Here is an 18,585-nt window from a genome sequence, read left to right as displayed (position 1 = left end):
TGTCACACGGAGAGTTGCTGTCGGGTGGTTTCCGGCAGCAGCTCAACCGCCTGCTGATAGGACGCGTCCACCAGGTAGTAAATCTGCGAGCCAGGAATCGACCCATCCAGATAGACGGTGCTCCAGTGCGCCTTATTAAGGTGCTTGCTCGGCCTCACGTCATCATGCTGTTGACGTAGCAAATCCGCCAGTTCAGGGCTGGTTTTCAGCGACGCAGCCGGACGGCCTTCCACCTCTTTCACCATCGCAAACAGGACATCTCCCACCTTAATCTGCGTGGCTTTCCAGTCGCTATGAACGCTCTGCTCCGCGCCGGGCTTGCTCATGCAGTACTGAAGTATCTCCGAAATTGTCATCTTTATTCCCCTTGTAGCGTGGCGATAATTTTACGCGAACCACCGTGAATGCGATGCTCTCCCAGCCAGATCCCCTGCCACGTTCCCAACAGCAGCCGCCCGTTGTGAACCGGCAGCATCAACGATACGCCCAGCAGGGAGGATTTAATATGCGAAGGCATATCGTCCGCCCCCTCATAGTCATGCTCGTAAGGCGCGTTGTCCGGGACGCTCTTCAGAAAATGGTGCTCCATGTCGGACCGGACGGTGGGATCGCAATTTTCATTAAGCGTGAGAGAGGCGGACGTGTGCTGAAGCAGCAGATGCAGCAAACCCGTTTTCACCCGCGACAGGTCGCGGAGTTGCCCGATGACTTCATCCGTCACCAGGTGAAATCCGCGTGGTTTAGCGCTTAAGGTCAGGGTCTGTTGGTACCACATGTGCTGCTCCGTGATGAAAGATGAATCTTTCTAAGTGTGCAGCAAGAAGACGAAAGGTAAAACCCGCAGCAGCGAGATTTGATTAAAAAAGAGTCAAACCCGCTGCCGGGTACTTAATACTCCGAATTGACGATCACCTCTTCGCCAAACTTTCCGGCCATCGGAAGCGGTCGATAGGTCGAGTTAGAGGCACGTAACACCCTGATCCCTCTGGCTCCCACGTCATGCGCGGCGGTGATGTCGTTATCCGAATCGCCGTAGAATACTTTGATATTTTTCTTTTCCAGCCACTGGGTTTTGGTGTTTTGCCCCTCTTTGTCACCGGCAAAAATGACCGGATTCATGCTGGTCGCCGGGATCTGGAAATCATCCTGCAGCGTTTTAGAGACGGTTTCGGTTTTGGTCTGACTGCGGCCGGTAACAAAGTAGATGCTGTCACCGCGCTTCACGTGCATAGCAATAAGCGCACGGGCAACCTCTTTCGGGATGCTGAATTCGTCCCAGCCGTTATTCATTTTTTCCCAGAATTCCGTGTTCTTCAGATACGCTTCGCTGTCGGGTGAATACGTTTTCTTCCCGCGCCAGAAGCCGGGGCTTGAGAAAAGCACGGTATCGTCAATGTCAAAACCCACGGCCATTGGCGCGCGGCCGATCAGACTGTTTTCAATTTGGGCCACTGAAACCCAGTGAATGGGTGCCTGCTCGGCAAGAATGGCGGCGGTGGTGCCGGTGTAAAGCGGCGTCGGGGCAGAAGCTCGTGCGACGACGGCGCTGTTAAGCGAGAACAATAAGCAGGCGGCGCTGAGCGCCAGTGTGATCTTGCGCATATTTTCCCCTGAATATTCAGTTTGTTATCGTTTTAATTTGAGCGGATGGTCAAAAAACTATCCGACCATAACCCCAGCGGGAGGTGAAGGGAAGGAGTTTTTGCTTATGAAGCGGAATAAAAAGAAGACGATCACAGAATGCCGGGCAACGTATTTGTGCGGCCTGATGCCCCCACCCCAGCCCTCTCCCACAGGGAGAGGGCTGGTTGGTAAGCGCTTACATTACAGCAGCAAACGCCTGCGCCACGCGATGAACGTTGCTGGCATTCAGGCCCGCCACGCACATACGGCCGCTGGCGATCAGATAGACGCCGAATTCTTCCCGCAGGCGATCGACCTGCGCCGCGCTCAGACCGGTATAGCTGAACATCCCACGCTGCTTGAGCAGATAGTTGAAGTTATGTCCCGGCACGGCCTCTTTCAGCACGTTAACCAGCTCCTGTCGCATGGACAGGATGCGCTTACGCATCGCTTCCACTTCGGCAAGCCAGGACGCTTTCAGCTGTTCGTCACCGAGAACCGTCGCCACCACCTGCGCACCAAAGTTTGGCGGGCTGGAGTAAATACGGCGCACCGTCGCCTTCAGCTGGCCGAGCACGCGACCCGCCGCTTCGGCGTCTTCACAAACCACGGACAGACCGCCAACGCGTTCACCGTACAGGGAGAAGATTTTAGAGAAGGAGTTGCTGACCAGCGCTGGCAGCCCGGCGCAGGCCACGGCGCGGATGGCGTAAGCATCTTCTTCCATGCCCGCACCAAAGCCCTGGTAGGCAATGTCGAGGAACGGAATCAGGTCGCGGGCCTTCAGTACCTCAATCACCGCATCCCACTGGGCGTTGGTGAGATCCGCCCCGGTCGGGTTATGGCAGCATGGGTGCAGCAGCACAATGCTGCGCGCCGGCAGCGTGTTTAGTTTCTCCAGCAGCGCTTCAACGCGCACGCCGTTCGTTTCGCTGTCGAACCACGGATAGGTCGCCACGTTGAAACCTGCGCCCTCGAAGATCGCAACGTGGTTTTCCCACGTCGGGTCACTGACCCATACGCCTGAATCCGGGAAGTATTTTTTCAGGAAGTCTGCTCCCACTTTCAGCGCACCCGAGCCGCCCAGCGTCTGGATGGTCGCCACGCGTTTTTGCGCGAGCACCGCGTGATCGGCACCGAATAACAGCGGAGCGATGGTGTTGCGGTAGGCGTTTAACCCTTCCATCGGCAGATAAAGAGAAGCACCGTGTGGAACAGCGTTCAGACGCGCTTCGGCTTCGGCAACGGCTTTTAATTGAGGAATGATGCCATCCTCGTTGTAATACAGACCGATGCTGAGGTTTACTTTGTCGCTGCGAGGATCTTCTTTGAAACGCTCCATTAAGGAGAGGATAGGGTCGCCGGCATAGGCGTCAACTTTCTGAAACACGCGATGGTTCTCCGGAATTCGATGAGGCAGGGATTTCAACAATAAACCGGAACATCACTCAACACCACCCCTTAAGATTATCCTGCGATCGGCATAGGTTTTTTGCGTCCTCTCGCCATGACATTTACCCAATATTTTCCCCTTCTCGCTTTCCGTAATGTGGCTCCTGCGCAACCGCGCATTCACTGATTCAAGGAGTTCACATCATGGATTCACAATTTATTGGTTCAGTTATTAACGCCCTGCCGCTGGAACATATGATCGGCGGTCCGCTGCAGGCGATGATCAAAGCACAGGTCCAGGCGAGCAAGGCCTATACCGACTTCCTGCTCTCCGTCTGTATTAAAGACGGCAAAGCTGTCGCGATCGAGTTCGATTACGACGAAACCGTGGTAGACGAACAGGGGGTCAATAAAGGCAGCGTGACTCGCAAGATGAGTATTCCGCTCCTGGCGGCGGTCACCCACCCTATCATCTGCATTGAGGACGGCACTATCGACTTTGAGCTGGAAGTGAGCCAGAGCGAAGCCAGTTCCAGCAGCACCGAAGCGGAGGCCTCCGTGGAAGCGTCCGTCGGCTGGGGCGTTTTCAAAGCGAAAATGACCGGCAAGGTCTCCCATAAATCGGAGCAGACCCGTTCGACCGATACACGCGCGAAATATTCCATTCATACCCAGATTAAACGCCAGGAGCCACCTGAAGCTCTGCAGCGCGTGATTGATTACCTGACCAACGCCAAAACCAAGCCTGTCGCCGCGCAATAATCTTCCACGCCGCGACATACGTGCGATTCCGTAACGCAGGGGCTACCCGGGTAGCCCTTTTTCCAGGAGCGAAATATGTCTTTTAAAAAATGGCTGCGCGGCGGCAAGGATGAGGAGCCGGAAAACAGGGCGGGCAAAGAGGATGAAGGCACGCCGCCGGTACAGGAAAACACGCCTCCAGCGCCTCCAGCCGATATTCCCGGCGTGCCGATCTCGCTTGAAGATATCACGCGTGGGATGCAGTACGCGGCCACTGCGGCCAACGAACTGATTGCTCAGCAGTATATGAAGGCGCTGGATCCCTTTTTCGAACCCGCAGAAGACGGTTCGTTAATTCCACGCACGGTACAGTTGGCGCTGGATGAAAAGCACTACTTTGACCTGCCCTTAGTCGCGCTTTCGACACCGCGCGGGCTGATGCTGGAAAAGATGAAGGTCAACCTGACGATCCGCACGGAAGGCATGCAGGCGCCTTCCCGCCAGTCCGGTGAAAACGAATTTGGCCGCTTTCACGTCAGCCTTTCGCCTTCCAGCGATAACAAAGGCGGGCGTGACAGCCGCCACGTCGATGTAGAGATGCAATTTACCGCACTTGAGCCACCGGAAAGCGTCATGCGTTTGATTGACGAATACACCAACAAGGTGATTCCCCGCCCGAAAGCAGAGGAGACTCCGTAATGCAAAAACAACCAGAACGTACAGGTGACAAGGGCATTCAGCTTATTTGCCAGTTTGAAGGGCTGAGGCTGGAGCGTTATCGCGATGCCGTAGGTTTATGGACCATCGGCTACGGCCATTTGATCCTCAAAGAGGAGATGGAAAAGCTCACCAAAATTACCACCGGTGAAGCCAAAGATCTGCTGCGCAAAGATCTGAAACGCACCGAGGACGGCGTGAAAAAACTGCTGAACAACGCTTCGACGCAGAACCAATTCGACGCGCTGGTTTCGTTCGCCTTCAACCTTGGCGTGGGCAATTTAAAGAAATCCACGCTGCTCAAAAAATTCAATGCAGGCGATATCCAGGGCGCCGCACTGCAGTTCAAAAGCTGGAATAAGGCAGGCGGTAAGGTTTTGACCGGGCTTACCCGACGCCGCGAGGCGGAAATGAAGCTATTTCTTAGTTAATTCAACAGGAAAATTACAATGAAACCACTATACATAGTGAAAATGGCCGTACTGTCTGTTTCGTTATTCAACGTGTTACAGGCAACCGCCGCCATGCCAACCTGCGAAGAGGAAATAAAGGAAGCCAACACCTTTTTATCTTCTCAGGGTATGGTGCCCGTCAATAACGTGACCGATCTGGCGACAACGCTTCGTCATATAAAAAATTTTGGGCGCCTGCCCGACCGCTATATTACCTCGGATGAGGCCAAACGCCTCGGCTGGTCGGGAAGTGAAAGCGAATCGCTTTGGGGTCTTAAACCCACCAATCAAAAATGGATCGGTGGCGATAAATACAGCGATCGCGCTCTTCCTTCCAGTCAGCCCTGGCTTAGCGCGGATGTCGATGTCGTGAAGGGATATCGCTCTCCCAAGCGTTTGATTTACAGCCTGTCAGGGCAACAGCGCTTTATTACGACCGATAAGTATCAGCATATTGTTGAGCTGGATCCCTGCCAATAATAAGCGCCCGTTACGATAATAAATCCCCTTTTCCGAGGGGATTTATCCTTGCAGAGGATGAACGTATGTCTGACATCTATCTCCCGACCCTCATCAGTGAAGCCTTGCTGGCTTTTTCAGGTTTATTTGGCGGCGTCAGTATCTCGTTTTTCTGGCAACCGCAGCGATTGCACCAGCACAGCCGATTTATGGCAGGCATTATTTTTGGTGGAATCAGCATGGGCGCGGCCGTCGCATTAGGTGGATTAGCAGCCCGCTGGTTAAAGATAGACCTTAATCAGGCCGATATCACGCTTGGTTTAGGGTATATCCTCGGGGCAATGAGTAATGGCCTGATCGTCTGGCTGGCCAACTTTTTTCGCCGGCATGAACAACGCGATATTTTTGATGTTGCAAGCGTCATCAAAAATAAAGTCAGACATGAATCACTTTCTCCGCCTGATTTAACCCACAACAAACCCGATGGAGAATAAATGCTTAACATAATGAATGGCTGGGTACTTCCCTTTATTATCTTCGTCGACCTGATAACATCGCTGCTGATTTTGTTCGCCGCCTATAGCCGAAGAGTCCATGCCCTGCCGGTAATGTGTAAAATTGGCTTAGCCGCCCTCGCCTTTGGTTTTTTTGGTGAAAGCAGCTTAAACATGAAATTTATTCTTACCGGTGCTGATATACTGAGTGACAGCTTTCCATTCTGGCTATTGCAGGACTTCGGAACGCTGGTGGTGGTGATATATTATTTCAAATCTCAGTACCGTTAAAAAAACAAAGCGCAACAGAGGTCTGTCTGTTGCGCTTTTCTTTTAACGCATTTTGACTGCAGCCTTTCGCTTTGCTGAAAAGCGGCTAATTAGACATATATTTAAAATAGAGCATTGCGGCCTGTGTCCGATTGTTGACCTGTAATCGGTGAAAGATGGATTCCAGATGCACTTTGACCGTACCTGCGCTGATATTCAATTGCCGGCTGATCTGCTTATTTGTTCCCCCATTCGCCAGCAGCTTAAGAACTTCCTTCTGCCGACGACTCAGGGAGTAGATCGGCAACCCGCCAGTGGGTTGTTCTCGCTGGACCACGGCTTGCTCCGGAAAACAGACCACCCCCGAGGAGACCATACAAAGTATCTGGCTGATTTTCTCGGCGGGGAGATCCTTGGTAAAAATGCCCTTAATGCTTTGGCGGATGTAGAAGTTGAATATCTTATCCGTCGTTTTTCGTAACATCACCACGATCGGTAGCTCAGGCCAGTTTGTCATCAAATTAGTGATAAAATCACGGCACTTCATTTCACCATCCAGCAAAATAATGCTGACCGGCATAGAGGTTAAAATTGCGTGTGCATCTTCAAAGTTGTTCGCTGCAAAAACAGTGCATTCCGGCATTACGCGTTCCAGCTCTGTTTTCATACCGTGAATGAAGATCGGTAATTCATCGATCATTAATATATTCATCGTAGCATAACCCCGTGTGAAATCTATTTTCTTAGGTTATTCAACCAACTTATTCCGAAATTAAGTATGCGTGCTATTGCAAAACTGTAAAAACAGCATTCGGCATAAGGCAAACGTCATATACCCAAAGCAAAAAGTTAAGCAGTACTACACATTAAACATAGCCATGTTTAATTAAGAACGATCTTATCGTTATTAAAAACAGCCTGGGCTCAATAGCATATTCCCAGAAATATTGCTGGCACTTATTATTTTACTGCACGCGTGCCATCCACCTACATATTAATATTTCAATGAGGTCATTTATGACAATACTAACAGTGTATTTCTGTGGTACTGGATCTAATAAATTTGATGAGTCTCATGCTAATTACTGGAACGGCGAGCTCATCTCTTCTCTGGCAGCCAATAACAAGGGTAAAGAGTTCGCCGAATGGGTCATTCTTGATGGTCCGGGGAGCGGCAATCTACAAAGCGATGAGCTTTGGGTCAAAAGCGGAGAATATTCTCAGCTTCGCGCCCAGCTTCTGGGCAGCGGCTGGAATGAGAATGTTCAGCATGCGATCAATATTATCAAGGGCCACGTTGACTGGCAGCGTGAGAAGCTCACAAAAGAAAACTATGAGCAGCTTAAAAAGGCGGGCGTACCGATTCAGGACGTTGAGGTTACCGGTTCCTTTTGGTGGCGCAAATATGACTATGGCGATCGTAAAGTGACCCAGCAGGCGCTGCAGCAGCAAATCATCAAAACCTTCCGTCAGGGGCAGATCCTGCCCACTCAGGTGAACCTTGTTGGGTGGAGCCGGGGCGGAATTAGCTGCCATATGCTTGCCAATGCAATGCTGGCCGACCCCCTTTTAACGACGATTCCGGTGAATATTTTTGCGGTCGATCCGGTTCCGGGCATGGGCAATTTCCAGGCGGACAAAGTTACTCTGGGCAGCAACGTGAAGGAGTATGTGGCTTTCTATGCCAGACATGAGCGATCAAAAGGTTTCTCGTGCGTCATTCCACAGACCGATAGCGCGACAAAAGTCCATATTTATCCCATGTCCGGCCGCCACGCTACGCTGGTGGGGAATGCTTCGGCCAATGGGAATAGCGGGGAAAAAGTGGTCCATGAGCCCGGCACGATCGTGCGTCATTTCGCCGAAGTTTGCCTGCAAAGATGGGGCGTCACGCTGGATAAAAAGCTCAATCTGGATGGGGTGCAGCTGCTGGAACTGCATCAGGCCATTCAGCGCAACGCTCCGCTATTCGCCGAGATGCAGAAAACGGTGTACACCATTTCGGAAAACGATGGGGGGGAGCGCTATGTCTCGCTGGGCAGCACCGGAAAACGGTTCTCGTCCATCCAGGGTTCGCGCTTCAGTCCGGAGTCAGGGCTCGCGTCGGATTATTTGACTAATCAGGCGATCTATAACGTGTTGAAATAAGCGTTAAGCGTCCAACGGCAGCTAATGCCGTTGGACGACTATCTGCAAGTCTCAGTCGATGTACTTCATCGCCACCCTTGACGTCAGACGCGTGATAAGTTCGTAAGCACTCACTTTTGTAATTTCAGCAATGCGTTCGACGGGCAAACCTTCGCCCCACATCACGACATCGTCGCCGGGCTTATCCTGGGCTTCAGGCCCCAGATCGACACAAATCATGTCCATCGCCACGCGGCCGACGATCTTCACCTCGCGACCGTTGACCAGAACCGGCGTGCCCGAAGGCGCGGCGCGCGGATAGCCGTCACCATAGCCCATCGCCACCACGCCGAGACGGGTATCACGCTCGCTGGCCCAGGTACCGCCGTAGCCCACCGGCTCGCCCGCTTTATGGTCACGCACGGCAATCAGGTTAGAGACCAGCGACATGACCGGCTGGAAGCCAAAGTCCGGCCCCCAGGGTTTATTCTCCAGCGGCGACACGCCGTAGAGAATGATGCCGGGTCGCGCCCAGTCGAAATGCGACTGCGGCCACAGCAGAATCCCGCCGGATGCCGCAATCGAGCGCATCCCCGGCTTGCCTTCGCAGAAGGTGTTAAAGATATCCAGCTGCCGCTCGGTCGCACCGCACTCGGGCTCATCGGCGCGGGCGAAGTGGCTGACGATATTCACCGGCTGGCGTACGTTTTTGCACCGGCATAAACGCTGATAAAACGCTTCCGCGCTTTCCGGACGCACGCCCAGACGGTGCATGCCCGTGTCGAGCTTCATCCAGACGGTCACCGGCTCGCTCAGCTCGGCGGTTTCCAGTGCGGCGAGCTGTTCTTCGTTATGTACCGCGGTATGCAGATGCTGGTCAGCAATGGTCGGCAGATCGCTGGCTTCGAAAAAGCCTTCGAGGAGCAGAATAGGTTGAGTAATGCCGCCCGCGCGCAGGCGGAGGGCTTCTTCAAGACGGGCGACGCCAAAGGCGTCGGCATCGGGGAGCGTTCGCGCGGTCTCAAGAAGACCGTGTCCGTAAGCGTTCGCTTTCACGACTGCAACGAGCTTGCTGGCGGGCGCCAGTTCACGCAGACGTTGCAGGTTGTGTCGCAGAGCGCGGCGGTTAATAACAACAGTTGCCGCTTGCATTTGAATTCCTTAGAAATTACTCATCATCATATTGAGGACCGGCATAGTTGTCGAAACGCGACCACTGTCCGTTAAAGGTCAGACGCACCGTCCCGATTGGGCCGTTACGTTGTTTACCAATAATAATTTCGGCGATCCCTTTCAGGTCGCTGTTCTCGTGATAAACCTCATCACGGTAGATAAACATGATTAAGTCGGCATCCTGCTCGATGGAGCCGGACTCACGCAGGTCAGAGTTGACCGGGCGCTTGTCGGCACGTTGTTCCAGAGAGCGGTTCAGCTGAGACAGCGCAACGACCGGTACGTGCAGCTCTTTGGCTAACGCCTTGAGCGAGCGGGAAATCTCCGCAATTTCCAGCGTACGGTTGTCGGAAAGCGACGGGACGCGCATCAGTTGAAGGTAGTCGATCATGATGAGGCCGATGCCGCCGTGTTCACGGGCGATACGGCGCGCGCGGGAACGCACTTCCGTCGGCGTCAGGCCGGAGGAGTCATCGATATAGATGTTACGTTTTTCCAGCAGAATGCCCATGGTGCCGGAGATGCGCGCCCAGTCTTCATCATCGAGCTGGCCGGTACGAATGCGGGTCTGATCCACGCGCGACAGCGACGCCAGAGAACGCATCATAATCTGCTCGGAGGGCATCTCAAGGCTGAAGATCAGCACCGGCTTATCCTGCAACATCGCCGCGTTTTCGACGAGGTTCATCGCAAAGGTAGTTTTACCCATAGACGGACGCGCGGCGACGATAATCAAATCCGACGGCTGCAGACCGGCGGTTTTCTTGTTCAAATCGTCATAGCCGGTGTTTACCCCGGTCACACCGTCGTGCGGCTGCTGGAACAGCTGTTCGATACGGGCAACGGTGGCGTCGAGGACATCGGCGATGTTTTTTGGACCTTCGTCTTTATTGGCGCGGCTTTCGGCGATTTTAAAGACGCGGGATTCAGCCAGATCGAGCAGGTCTTCGCTGGTACGCCCCTGCGGATCAAAACCGGCCTCGGCGATCTCATTCGCCACCGAGATCATCTCGCGGACGACGGCACGTTCGCGCACGATATCGGCATAAGCGCTGATGTTCGCCGCACTAGGCGTGTTTTTTGACAGTTCCGCCAGATAGGCAAACCCGCCGCAGCTGTCGAGCTGACCAAGGCGCTCCAGCGATTCCGCGAGCGTGATCAGGTCTATCGGGCTACCCGACTCCTGCAGACGCGCCATTTCGGTAAAGATGTGGCGGTGCGGGCGGGTGTAGAAATCTTCCGCCACGACGCGCTCGGCGACGTCGTCCCAGCGTTCGTTATCCAGCATTAAACCGCCCAACACCGACTGTTCCGCTTCAATCGAGTGCGGCGGGACCTTTAACCCTGCGACCTGGAAATCACGCTCGCGAGGTTCAGTCTGTTTGTTGAAGGGTTTGTTTCCTGCCATAGTGAATGGAGTTACCGAGATAAAGAGTGGGTCGAAAGATTACCATATTTTTCTTACGGAGGGAGCATGGCAACGCGCATTGAATTCCAGAAACACGGTGGGCCAGACGTACTGAAAGCGGTGGAGTTCACACCTGCCGCGCCTGGCGAAAACGAAGTGCAGGTTGAAAACAAAGCCATCGGCATTAACTACATCGACACCTATATTCGCGGCGGTCTCTACCCGCCTCCGTCAATGCCGAGCGGCCTGGGCACCGAGGCGGCCGGGGTCGTCGTCAAAGTGGGCAGCGCGGTTAAGCATATTAAAGAGGGCGATCGCGTGGTGTACGCGCAGTCTGCGCTGGGCGCTTACAGCTCCGTCCACAACGTTCCGGCGGATAAAGCCGCCCTGCTGCCTAACGCCATCTCCTTTGAGCAGGCGGCGGCCTCGTTCCTGAAAGGCCTGACGGTTTACTACCTGCTGCGCAAAACCTATGAAATTAAGCCCGACGAGCAGTTCCTGTTCCATGCCGCAGCGGGTGGCGTCGGGCTCATCGCCTGTCAGTGGGCAAAAGCACTGGGCGCGAAGCTGATCGGCACCGTCGGAAATGCACAAAAAGCGCAGCGCGCGCTGCAGGCGGGCGCCTGGCAGGTGATTAACTACCGTGAAGAGAGCATTGTTGAGCGGCTGAAGGAGATCACCAGCGGCAAAAAAGTGCGCGTGGTGTATGACTCGGTGGGGAAAGACACGTGGGAAGCGTCGCTGGACTGTCTGCAGCGCCGTGGTCTGATGGTAAGTTTCGGCAATGCTTCAGGCGCGGTAACCGGCGTTAACCTCGGTATTCTGAATCAGAAAGGTTCGCTGTACGTGACGCGCCCTTCCCTGCAGGGATACATAACCAACCGGGAAGAACTTGAGGAAGCCAGCAACGAGCTGTTCTCGCTGATCGCCAGCGGGGTCATCAAAGTGGATGTGGCAGATGCGCAGAAATTCGCGCTGACCGATGCGCAGCGTGCGCATGAGGTGCTGGAGAGCCGGGCGACGCAGGGGTCGAGCTTGTTGATTCCCTGAGCCCCAAAAAGAAATTGGGCTTCCCGTGGGAAGCCCTTTCTTTTTTTAGTTCGGCTGTATGTAGGGTACAGCTCGATGAATTCTTTAACGGCAGTCATAGTGACAGATTCGATAACTAAATCCTATTCTGTTCTAAGCCATGCCGCCGGAAAAGTTACAAGTATGTGACGAACCCCTCAATACCTTAGTAACGGAAGCGGTTATTGCGCTGATAACTGGGCACTTTTGGCGCTTTAATCGCCCGAATCACCCACACGACCGCAATGGCCAGCAGTAGCCACGGCAACAGTTTGATCGTCAGCGCAAACAGTCCGCCAATAAACATGACCACCGTCGCCACCACGATAGCCGCCAGAATGCCGAGCAGCGAAACGCCTGTCGCTAACAGCATGACAAAAAAGCCAATCACAAAAAGTAGTTCCAGCATGGTGATCTCCCACGAGTTCCCGAGTAATGAAGTAAGCATTACAAGAATCATGCCAGTATTAACCTGTTGTTATTAAAGCAAAACGCCCCGCTAACGTTCGCAGGGCGTGGTGAATTTGACGAACTTTTAGCGAAAGTTATCGCTTGTCTGCCACCAGTCGCAGCGCATGTTCCAGCACCTCAATATCGGCACCGGCTTTATGCGCATTCTCGCTCAGGTAGCGGCGCCACTGACGCGCGCCCGGAATCCCCTGGAACAGGCCAAGCATATGGCGGGTGATATGGCCGAGATACGTGCCATTACTCAACTCGCGCTCAATGTAAGGGTACATCGCACGCACGACGGCAACCGGATCGGTGTCCGCGCCTTCGATACCAAAGATTTCGCGATCGACCGTCGCCAGAATGCCCGGGTTCTGATACGCCTCGCGGCCGACCATCACGCCATCCATATGCGCCAGATGCGCTTTGGCCTCTTCCAGCGACTTGATGCCGCCGTTGATGGACATCGTCAGGTGCGGAAAGTCACGCTTCAGTTGATACACGCGCGGATAGTCCAGCGGCGGGATCTCGCGGTTCTCTTTCGGGCTGAGGCCGGAGAGCCAGGCTTTTCGCGCGTGGATGATGAACATCTCACACTCGCCTTTCCCGGATACCGTGTTGATGAAGTCGCACAGGAATTCGTAGCTGTCCTGGTCGTCAATGCCGATACGGGTTTTGACCGTGACCGGAATGGAGACCACATCGCGCATCGCCTTGATACAGTCCGCTACCAGCTGTGCATTCCCCATCAGACAGGCGCCAAACATGCCGTTTTGCACGCGGTCGGACGGGCAGCCAACGTTCAGGTTGATCTCGTCGTAGCCGCGTTCTTCCGCCAGCTTCGCGCACTGCGCCAGCGCGGCCGGATCGCTGCCGCCCAGCTGCAGGGCAACCGGATGCTCTTCTTCGCTATAGGCCAGATAGTCGCCCTTCCCGTGAATGATTGCGCCCGTGGTCACCATTTCGGTGTACAGCAGCGTATGGCGGGAGAGCTGGCGCAGGAAGTAGCGGCAGTGTCTGTCCGTCCAGTCGAGCATCGGCGCAATGGAGAAACGGTGTGCAGGGAAAGCGGTCTGTAATTCTGACGACATGGCGAAGTTTTAAGCATCTGGTGGAAAAGGGGCGCTACTATAGCACAAAGAAAAGCCGGAGGCGCAGCGCCTCCGGTGGACTTTAGAACGTCATGCTCAGCTGAGCCCCTGCGCCCCAGGTTTCGTCCTCACCGTAAAGTCCCATCAGGTCAACATGAACGGTACTGAACGGTGCGAAGCCGACACCGCCGGTAAAGACATTGCTGTCGTTACCCTTCACGTCCGCGCGATAACCCGCACGCACCGCCAGCCAGCTGAGCGGCGTAACCTCGGCACCGACGCCAACGTACTGCGACGTATCTTCGCTCTTGAAGCCTTTGGTTTCCGTCAGATCGCCATCGGCGGTCAGCGTCACCAGGTCGTTATGCCAGGCGGCGCCGGCGGTCACCAGCGGACGGATCTGGTAGGTGTCTTTGTAGCTCACCACTTCTCCCGTCCGGCCGTTGCGGATACGGATATCTTTGGTGTCGATATCGCGCGACATCAGGTTTTGACCGCTCACGCCAACCGTCCAGTGTTCGCCGAAATCAGCCGCGATACCGGCATCGACGTTAAAGCCCGTGTCGTCCGTGCGGTAGCGGCTGTCGTTCCACTTATTACTGTCGTAATCGTAGATTGACGTGGTGTAGTTATAGACCCAGGTTTTTTGCAGTTTTGGCGTCACGCCCACGGAAACCGGGACGCCGCCGAGGTCAAACTGACGGGCAACAGCAACACCATAGTCGGACACAATCGCTGCCCGGCCAGACGCCGTTGAGTTGAGATTTTTAGTGATCTGATCCGTGCCGTTCAGCGCGGCGTCCAGGGCAACACCGGCAGCCACCGCTTTGCTTTGTTGAATACCGCGCAGATAATCAATATCTTGCTGATCGATAGACGAGCTTACCCGGCCATGGGCATAGCCTTTCGCCATAAAGGCCACGGAAAGCACATCGTTAGGGATACTCACGGCAAGCCCTGCACCTGCCGTCGCGCGTGCGGTTTTGCCCTTGAGGTAGTCCAGCTCATCGGCCAGATCTTTGGCCGCGCCCTGGAATTGATTAATGGAACCTAACGGATTGGTGATGATCTCCCTTGGCGTGAGGTCATCAACCACATCCTTATAGTGATTGATTTTGTCGTTGATGGTATCAATCTCGTCCTGAAGATTGTCCTCATCCGTTACCTGTACGCCAACGGACGGCAAAATGACCGTCACATCATCGTCCGGTTTTGCCTTTGCCAGCAACGCGGGGTTGATTAACGCCCCGCTACCATAGCTCCCGGAGGCAACGCCAGTGCCACCCATTGCGTCGCTACGTGATTCTGTCCAGGTATTGGCTGCTCCCGCCTGATTTGCCATAAACAAGGAAACAGCGATACTAACCACCGAAAATTTAAAATTTTTTTTCACAGTATGCCCGTTATAGTCTGTTATGAAATAACCCCTGTCTGTTATCACCCAAACAGGAACGAACTATTGCTGTGAATAAGTAGTAAAAGACCCGCTATTTCTATCCCTAAGTAAAACTCCCTTACGGCCTGTTATATTTTGTGACGGCCCTCAATATTTATAGAAGAGGAAATTATTTTTTCCCAGGTTTTCCATCATGCGGTCCAAAAAACTGGGGCGGGTGGTCTACCCAGCGATCCTCACGCGTGGCGGCATACACGGGGTTGAGCGGATAGTAGATGCGGTTGTGCTTCTTATTGGCCTCGCCAACGACCAGTAACCGCACCTCTTCGTCCGTGTTGTTGATAAAGGTGTGGCAGATACCGGTTCCGGCAGGAAACCCCACGCTGTCGCCCGGTTCAAGTTTCCATAAATAGCCATTAATCCACGCTTCTGGATGACCTTCGAGCACGTAAATGAACTCTTCTTCGTCGCTTTCCGCATGCGGATAGGACGTTCTGCGCCCGGGCGGTAAACGCTCATGATGGATACCAATGCGCCCGAGCCCAAGCTTGCGAGCCAACGGGGCGCCGATAGAAAAACGCTCATCGCTATCTGGATAGGTCGAATCATCCGCGCCTTCAACGTCGCGCCAGTGCCGAATACAGTCAGGTTTTTTCATTGTTTATTTCCCGTTTTGCAATGGGTCAGGTATAGCACAGACTGGCGGATCTCGGCGTTTTTACCAGAACATGATAAAGTGAGGGTTTTCCGTCCTATAACATCCGGGGTGCTAAATGGATAAGTCCACAAAAGAGCTGTTAGCGCAGGCCGAAAAGCTGTGTGCGCAACGCAATGTGCGCCTGACTCCGCAGCGCCTTGAAGTCTTACGTCTGATGAGCCTGCAGCAGGGTGCCATCAGCGCTTACGATCTGCTGGACCTGCTCCGCGAAAGCGAGCCGCAGGCGAAACCACCGACCGTGTATCGCGCCCTGGATTTCCTGCTGGAACAAGGATTCGTGCACAAAGTTGAGTCCACAAACAGCTATGTGTTGTGCCATCTGTTCGATCAGCCCACCCATACATCGGCGATGTTTATCTGCGACCGCTGCGGCGTGGTGAAAGAAGAGGCTGCGGAAGGCGTGGAAGATATTATGCATACGCTGGCGGCGAAAATGGGTTTTGCCCTGCGTCATAACGTGATTGAAGCGCACGGGCTGTGCTGTGCCTGCGTGGAAGTGGAAGCCTGCCGTCATCAGGACGCATGTCAGCACGACCACTCTATTCTTGTGAAGAAAAAACCGCGTTAGCAGTAAAAGCAAAGGCGGCTCATGGCCGCCCTCAGGGTGTACTTCCTTGTACTTGCGGGTATAGCCCGGTTACCAGCGGTAGTCGTTGCGTTTTTCCCAGTCGCCCACTTCTTTTTCCGCCTGATCTTTCGCGTAGCCGTAACGCTCCTGGATTTTACCGACAAGCTGATCGCGTTTACCTTCGATGACGGTCATATCGTCATCAGTCAGCTTACCCCACTGTTCTTTCGCTTTACCTTTGAACTGCTTCCAGTTGCCGCCGATTTCGTCTTTATTCATCATCGTGTCCTCTTAGTTAAGCGTCGGTTCGTAACGTCCGTTACGTTCTTTTCTGCTGGACGTGATAATTATTGTAGTTAAGGATTCGGCAGTTGATTTCATATTCGGAATCTTTAACCGTCACGATATATCGTGACGTGAAGGGAACCAGGTATTGTTTTGCCAGTGGCGGTGCCAGATAAAAGCCAGCGATATCCCTCGCAGCGAGAGGAAAACGGCCAGGGCCAGCCACAAACCGTGATTACCCAGCCAGGGAAGCGTCAGCAGCGTCAGACCAAACCCGGCCGCCGCGACCGCCATGCTGTTACGCATTTCCGCTCCGCGCGTCGCACCAATGAACATGCCGTCCAGCAGATAACACCAGACGCCGACCACCGGTAAGATGACTTGCCAGATGAGATAGTGACTCGCCAGCTCGCGCAGCGCAGGGATAGACGTAAGCAACGCGACTATTTGCTCACCAAAGCAGGCGTAAACCAGGCCGAACGCCAGCGCCACCAGCCCAGACTGGCGGCAGGCTGCCCGCCAGACGTCCCTAAGCTGCCCGCTTTCGCGCGCCCCGTACGCCTGCCCGGAATGCGCTTCTACCGCATAGGCAAATCCGTCCAGCGCGTAGGCGGTAAAGGTCAGCAGCGTCATCAATACCGCGTTGACCGCGACGATTTCTGGCCCCAGTCGGGCCCCGAAAACCGTCAGCGCGCCGAAGCAGAGCTGAAGCAGCAGCGAGCGCAGCATGATGTCACGATTGAGCGCCAGCAGCTTACGGATATTGCCGCGCCATGCGGTTTTGAGCAGTGCCAGGGAGATCCCGCGCATCGCCAGCACGCGCCAGACCATCCACAGACCGATAATCAAGGTTCCGTATTCGGCAATCGCCGTCGCCAGCGCCGCGCCCCGCACGTTAATATGCAGGCCCATTACCAGCCAGACATCCAGCACAATGTTGAGAAGGTTGCCTGCCACCAGCAAAATCACTGGCGCACGGGCGTACTGCACGCCCAGTAGCCACCCCAGCAGAACCAGGTTTGCCAGCGAGGCGGGCGCGCTGAGCCAGCGAATTTCAAGGAAACGGCGCGCCTGAGCCAGTACCGCCTCGCTGCCGCCGACAACATGGAGCGCAAGGTCGATCAAAGGCGTACGTAATAAAACGATTAACACTCCCGCGCCAAGCGCAAGGATCAGCGGCTGGACCAGCGCGCGCGCCAGACGCAGCGGATCTTTTGCACCATAAGCCTGTGCCGTGAGCCCGGTGGTGCTCATGCGCAAAAAGAGCAGCAGCATAAACAGGAAGCTGGTTGCCGTCGCGCCAATCGCCACGCCGCCAAGATAAACAGGCGAATCAAGATGACCAATAACGGCAGTATCGACCAGCCCCAGCAAGGGCACGGTGATATTGGAGAAAATCATCGGCAGAGCAAGACGCCACAATGCCTTATCTGATTCCGTCAGCAGTGACATGAAAAATACCGGGAGTGGAGAATGAAGCAGGCTACAGCGGCGCCATAGCCTGTCAGGAAGAGATTACAGCCATTCACCGTTGCGAATGACCCCAACCGCCAGTCCTTCGATAGAGAAGTTGTGTTCGCGGAGATCGACCACAATCGGGGAGAACTCGTTGTTTTCAGGCAGCAACTGAACGGTGTTACCCTGTTTTTTCAGACGCTTGACGGTAACTTCATCATCAATGCGCGCGACAACTACCTGGCCGTTACGCACATCCTGCGTTTTGTGCACCGCAAGCAGATCGCCATCAAGAATACCGATGTCTTTCATCGACATACCGCTAACGCGCAGCAGGAAATCTGCGCTCGGTTTGAACATGCCAGGATCGACCTGGTAGTGGCCTTCAATATGCTGCTGTGCCAGTAAAGGCTCACCGGCAGCAACACGGCCTATCAGCGGAATGCCCGTCTCTTCTTCCACCAGCAGGCGGATACCGCGTGACGCGCCTGAAACAATCTCAATCACGCCTTTACGCGCCAGCGCTTTCAGGTGTTCTTCGGCAGCATTCGGAGAACGGAAGCCCAGACGCTGCGCGATTTCCGCACGCGTGGGTGGCATACCCGTCTGGCCGATATGATCCCGGATGAGATCAAACACCTCTTGCTGCCTGGTCGTTAACGCTTTCATTCCGCCCCCTGGGTGTATATACAGTTATG

The 18,585-nt window shown here is 54.4% G+C and carries 23 protein-coding genes; 9 read left to right on the top strand and 14 right to left on the bottom strand.

Annotated features, from left to right (window positions below; genetic code table 11):
• Positions 1-2: 2 nt before the first annotated feature.
• From SPH27_RS19820 to tyrB, 4 genes are all read right to left on the bottom strand, one after another.
• The gene (locus tag SPH27_RS19820; RefSeq protein WP_023310053.1) at positions 3-356 is read right to left on the bottom strand and encodes an MmcQ/YjbR family DNA-binding protein; all 354 of its coding nucleotides are present in this window, start codon (positions 354-356) and stop codon (positions 3-5) included.
• Positions 357-358: 2 nt separating this feature from the next.
• Entirely contained in the window at positions 359-775 is a 417-nt protein-coding gene (locus SPH27_RS19815; protein ID WP_023310052.1) for a secondary thiamine-phosphate synthase enzyme YjbQ, read from the bottom strand.
• A 113-nt stretch (positions 776-888) separates the two neighbouring features.
• Complete coding sequence (gene aphA, locus SPH27_RS19810) at positions 889-1,602, bottom strand: acid phosphatase AphA (protein ID WP_182072276.1); 714 nt, start codon at positions 1,600-1,602, stop codon at positions 889-891.
• Positions 1,603-1,819: 217 nt separating this feature from the next.
• On the bottom strand, positions 1,820-3,013 hold the full coding sequence (gene tyrB, locus SPH27_RS19805) for an aromatic amino acid transaminase (RefSeq protein WP_182072274.1): 1,194 nt from the start codon (positions 3,011-3,013) through the stop codon (positions 1,820-1,822).
• A 206-nt stretch (positions 3,014-3,219) separates the two neighbouring features.
• On the opposite strand from tyrB, the gene SPH27_RS19800 reads away from it, so the two are divergent.
• From SPH27_RS19800 to SPH27_RS19775, 6 genes are all read left to right on the top strand, one after another.
• A complete protein-coding gene (locus SPH27_RS19800; RefSeq protein WP_023334176.1) occupies positions 3,220-3,777 on the top strand; it encodes a DUF2589 domain-containing protein in 558 nt (185 codons plus the stop codon).
• A 75-nt stretch (positions 3,778-3,852) separates the two neighbouring features.
• A complete protein-coding gene (locus tag SPH27_RS19795; RefSeq protein WP_033144414.1) occupies positions 3,853-4,455 on the top strand; it encodes a DUF2589 domain-containing protein in 603 nt (200 codons plus the stop codon).
• On the top strand, positions 4,455-4,904 hold the full coding sequence (locus SPH27_RS19790; protein WP_047059578.1) for a lysozyme: 450 nt from the start codon (positions 4,455-4,457) through the stop codon (positions 4,902-4,904). The genes SPH27_RS19795 and SPH27_RS19790 overlap by 1 nt, the downstream gene beginning before the upstream one ends.
• A gap of 18 nt (positions 4,905-4,922) precedes the next feature.
• Positions 4,923-5,405, top strand: coding sequence for a ribonuclease domain-containing protein (locus SPH27_RS19785; RefSeq protein WP_083239555.1), 483 nt, complete (start codon positions 4,923-4,925; stop codon positions 5,403-5,405).
• Positions 5,406-5,470: 65 nt separating this feature from the next.
• The gene (locus SPH27_RS19780; RefSeq protein WP_032662592.1) at positions 5,471-5,878 is read left to right on the top strand and encodes a hypothetical protein; all 408 of its coding nucleotides are present in this window, start codon (positions 5,471-5,473) and stop codon (positions 5,876-5,878) included.
• On the top strand, positions 5,879-6,169 hold the full coding sequence (locus SPH27_RS19775) for a hypothetical protein (RefSeq protein ID WP_032662594.1): 291 nt from the start codon (positions 5,879-5,881) through the stop codon (positions 6,167-6,169). It begins immediately after the preceding gene.
• Between the two features lie 85 nt (positions 6,170-6,254).
• Here SPH27_RS19775 and SPH27_RS19770 read toward each other — a convergent pair whose 3' ends face one another.
• On the bottom strand, positions 6,255-6,848 hold the full coding sequence (locus SPH27_RS19770; protein WP_223862650.1) for a response regulator transcription factor: 594 nt from the start codon (positions 6,846-6,848) through the stop codon (positions 6,255-6,257).
• A gap of 317 nt (positions 6,849-7,165) precedes the next feature.
• On the opposite strand from SPH27_RS19770, the gene SPH27_RS19765 reads away from it, so the two are divergent.
• Positions 7,166-8,296 carry a hypothetical protein gene (locus SPH27_RS19765; RefSeq protein ID WP_032662597.1) on the top strand — a complete coding sequence of 377 codons (1,131 nt, stop codon included), beginning with the start codon at positions 7,166-7,168 and terminating at the stop codon, positions 8,294-8,296.
• 51 nt (positions 8,297-8,347) lie between these two features.
• Here the strand turns inward: SPH27_RS19765 and alr are convergent, their stop codons facing one another.
• On the bottom strand, positions 8,348-9,427 hold the full coding sequence (alr, locus tag SPH27_RS19760) for an alanine racemase (RefSeq protein WP_182072272.1): 1,080 nt from the start codon (positions 9,425-9,427) through the stop codon (positions 8,348-8,350).
• A 16-nt stretch (positions 9,428-9,443) separates the two neighbouring features.
• Positions 9,444-10,856 (bottom strand): replicative DNA helicase, encoded by a 1,413-nt coding sequence (gene dnaB, locus SPH27_RS19755; RefSeq protein ID WP_023310046.1) that lies wholly within the window; start codon positions 10,854-10,856, stop codon positions 9,444-9,446.
• Positions 10,857-10,922: 66 nt separating this feature from the next.
• Between dnaB and SPH27_RS19750 the strand changes: the two genes are divergently transcribed.
• Positions 10,923-11,906 carry a quinone oxidoreductase gene (locus tag SPH27_RS19750; protein ID WP_039264131.1) on the top strand — a complete coding sequence of 328 codons (984 nt, stop codon included), beginning with the start codon at positions 10,923-10,925 and terminating at the stop codon, positions 11,904-11,906.
• A gap of 184 nt (positions 11,907-12,090) precedes the next feature.
• Here the strand turns inward: SPH27_RS19750 and pspG are convergent, their stop codons facing one another.
• The 4 genes from pspG to SPH27_RS19730 all read right to left on the bottom strand — a co-directional run bounded on the left by pspG (position 12,091) and on the right by SPH27_RS19730 (position 15,519).
• Complete coding sequence (pspG, locus tag SPH27_RS19745) at positions 12,091-12,333, bottom strand: envelope stress response protein PspG (RefSeq protein ID WP_023310044.1); 243 nt, start codon at positions 12,331-12,333, stop codon at positions 12,091-12,093.
• A gap of 136 nt (positions 12,334-12,469) precedes the next feature.
• A complete protein-coding gene (gene dusA, locus SPH27_RS19740) occupies positions 12,470-13,465 on the bottom strand; it encodes a tRNA dihydrouridine(20/20a) synthase DusA (RefSeq protein WP_045355242.1) in 996 nt (331 codons plus the stop codon).
• Positions 13,466-13,547: 82 nt separating this feature from the next.
• Positions 13,548-14,858 (bottom strand): conjugal transfer protein TraF, encoded by a 1,311-nt coding sequence (locus SPH27_RS19735; RefSeq protein ID WP_064672990.1) that lies wholly within the window; start codon positions 14,856-14,858, stop codon positions 13,548-13,550.
• A 172-nt stretch (positions 14,859-15,030) separates the two neighbouring features.
• A complete protein-coding gene (locus SPH27_RS19730) occupies positions 15,031-15,519 on the bottom strand; it encodes a cupin domain-containing protein (RefSeq protein WP_029741577.1) in 489 nt (162 codons plus the stop codon).
• Between the two features lie 115 nt (positions 15,520-15,634).
• Between SPH27_RS19730 and zur the strand changes: the two genes are divergently transcribed.
• Positions 15,635-16,147 (top strand): zinc uptake transcriptional repressor Zur, encoded by a 513-nt coding sequence (gene zur / locus SPH27_RS19725; RefSeq protein ID WP_182072270.1) that lies wholly within the window; start codon positions 15,635-15,637, stop codon positions 16,145-16,147.
• Between the two features lie 69 nt (positions 16,148-16,216).
• On the opposite strand, the gene SPH27_RS19720 is transcribed toward zur, so the two are convergent.
• From SPH27_RS19720 to lexA, 3 genes are all read right to left on the bottom strand, one after another.
• Positions 16,217-16,426, bottom strand: a complete 210-nt coding sequence (locus SPH27_RS19720) for a CsbD family protein (RefSeq protein WP_014830284.1) — start codon at positions 16,424-16,426, stop codon at positions 16,217-16,219.
• Between the two features lie 120 nt (positions 16,427-16,546).
• Positions 16,547-17,884, bottom strand: a complete 1,338-nt coding sequence (dinF, locus tag SPH27_RS19715) for an MATE family efflux transporter DinF (protein WP_182072268.1) — start codon at positions 17,882-17,884, stop codon at positions 16,547-16,549.
• A gap of 63 nt (positions 17,885-17,947) precedes the next feature.
• A complete protein-coding gene (gene lexA / locus SPH27_RS19710; RefSeq protein WP_023310039.1) occupies positions 17,948-18,556 on the bottom strand; it encodes a transcriptional repressor LexA in 609 nt (202 codons plus the stop codon).
• Positions 18,557-18,585 lie beyond the last annotated feature (29 nt).

It is taken from the genome of Enterobacter sp. A103 (assembly GCF_034427535.1).
Lineage (GTDB): Bacteria > Pseudomonadota > Gammaproteobacteria > Enterobacterales > Enterobacteriaceae > Enterobacter > Enterobacter asburiae_B.
This window is presented reverse-complemented; position numbering and strand designations above follow the sequence as displayed.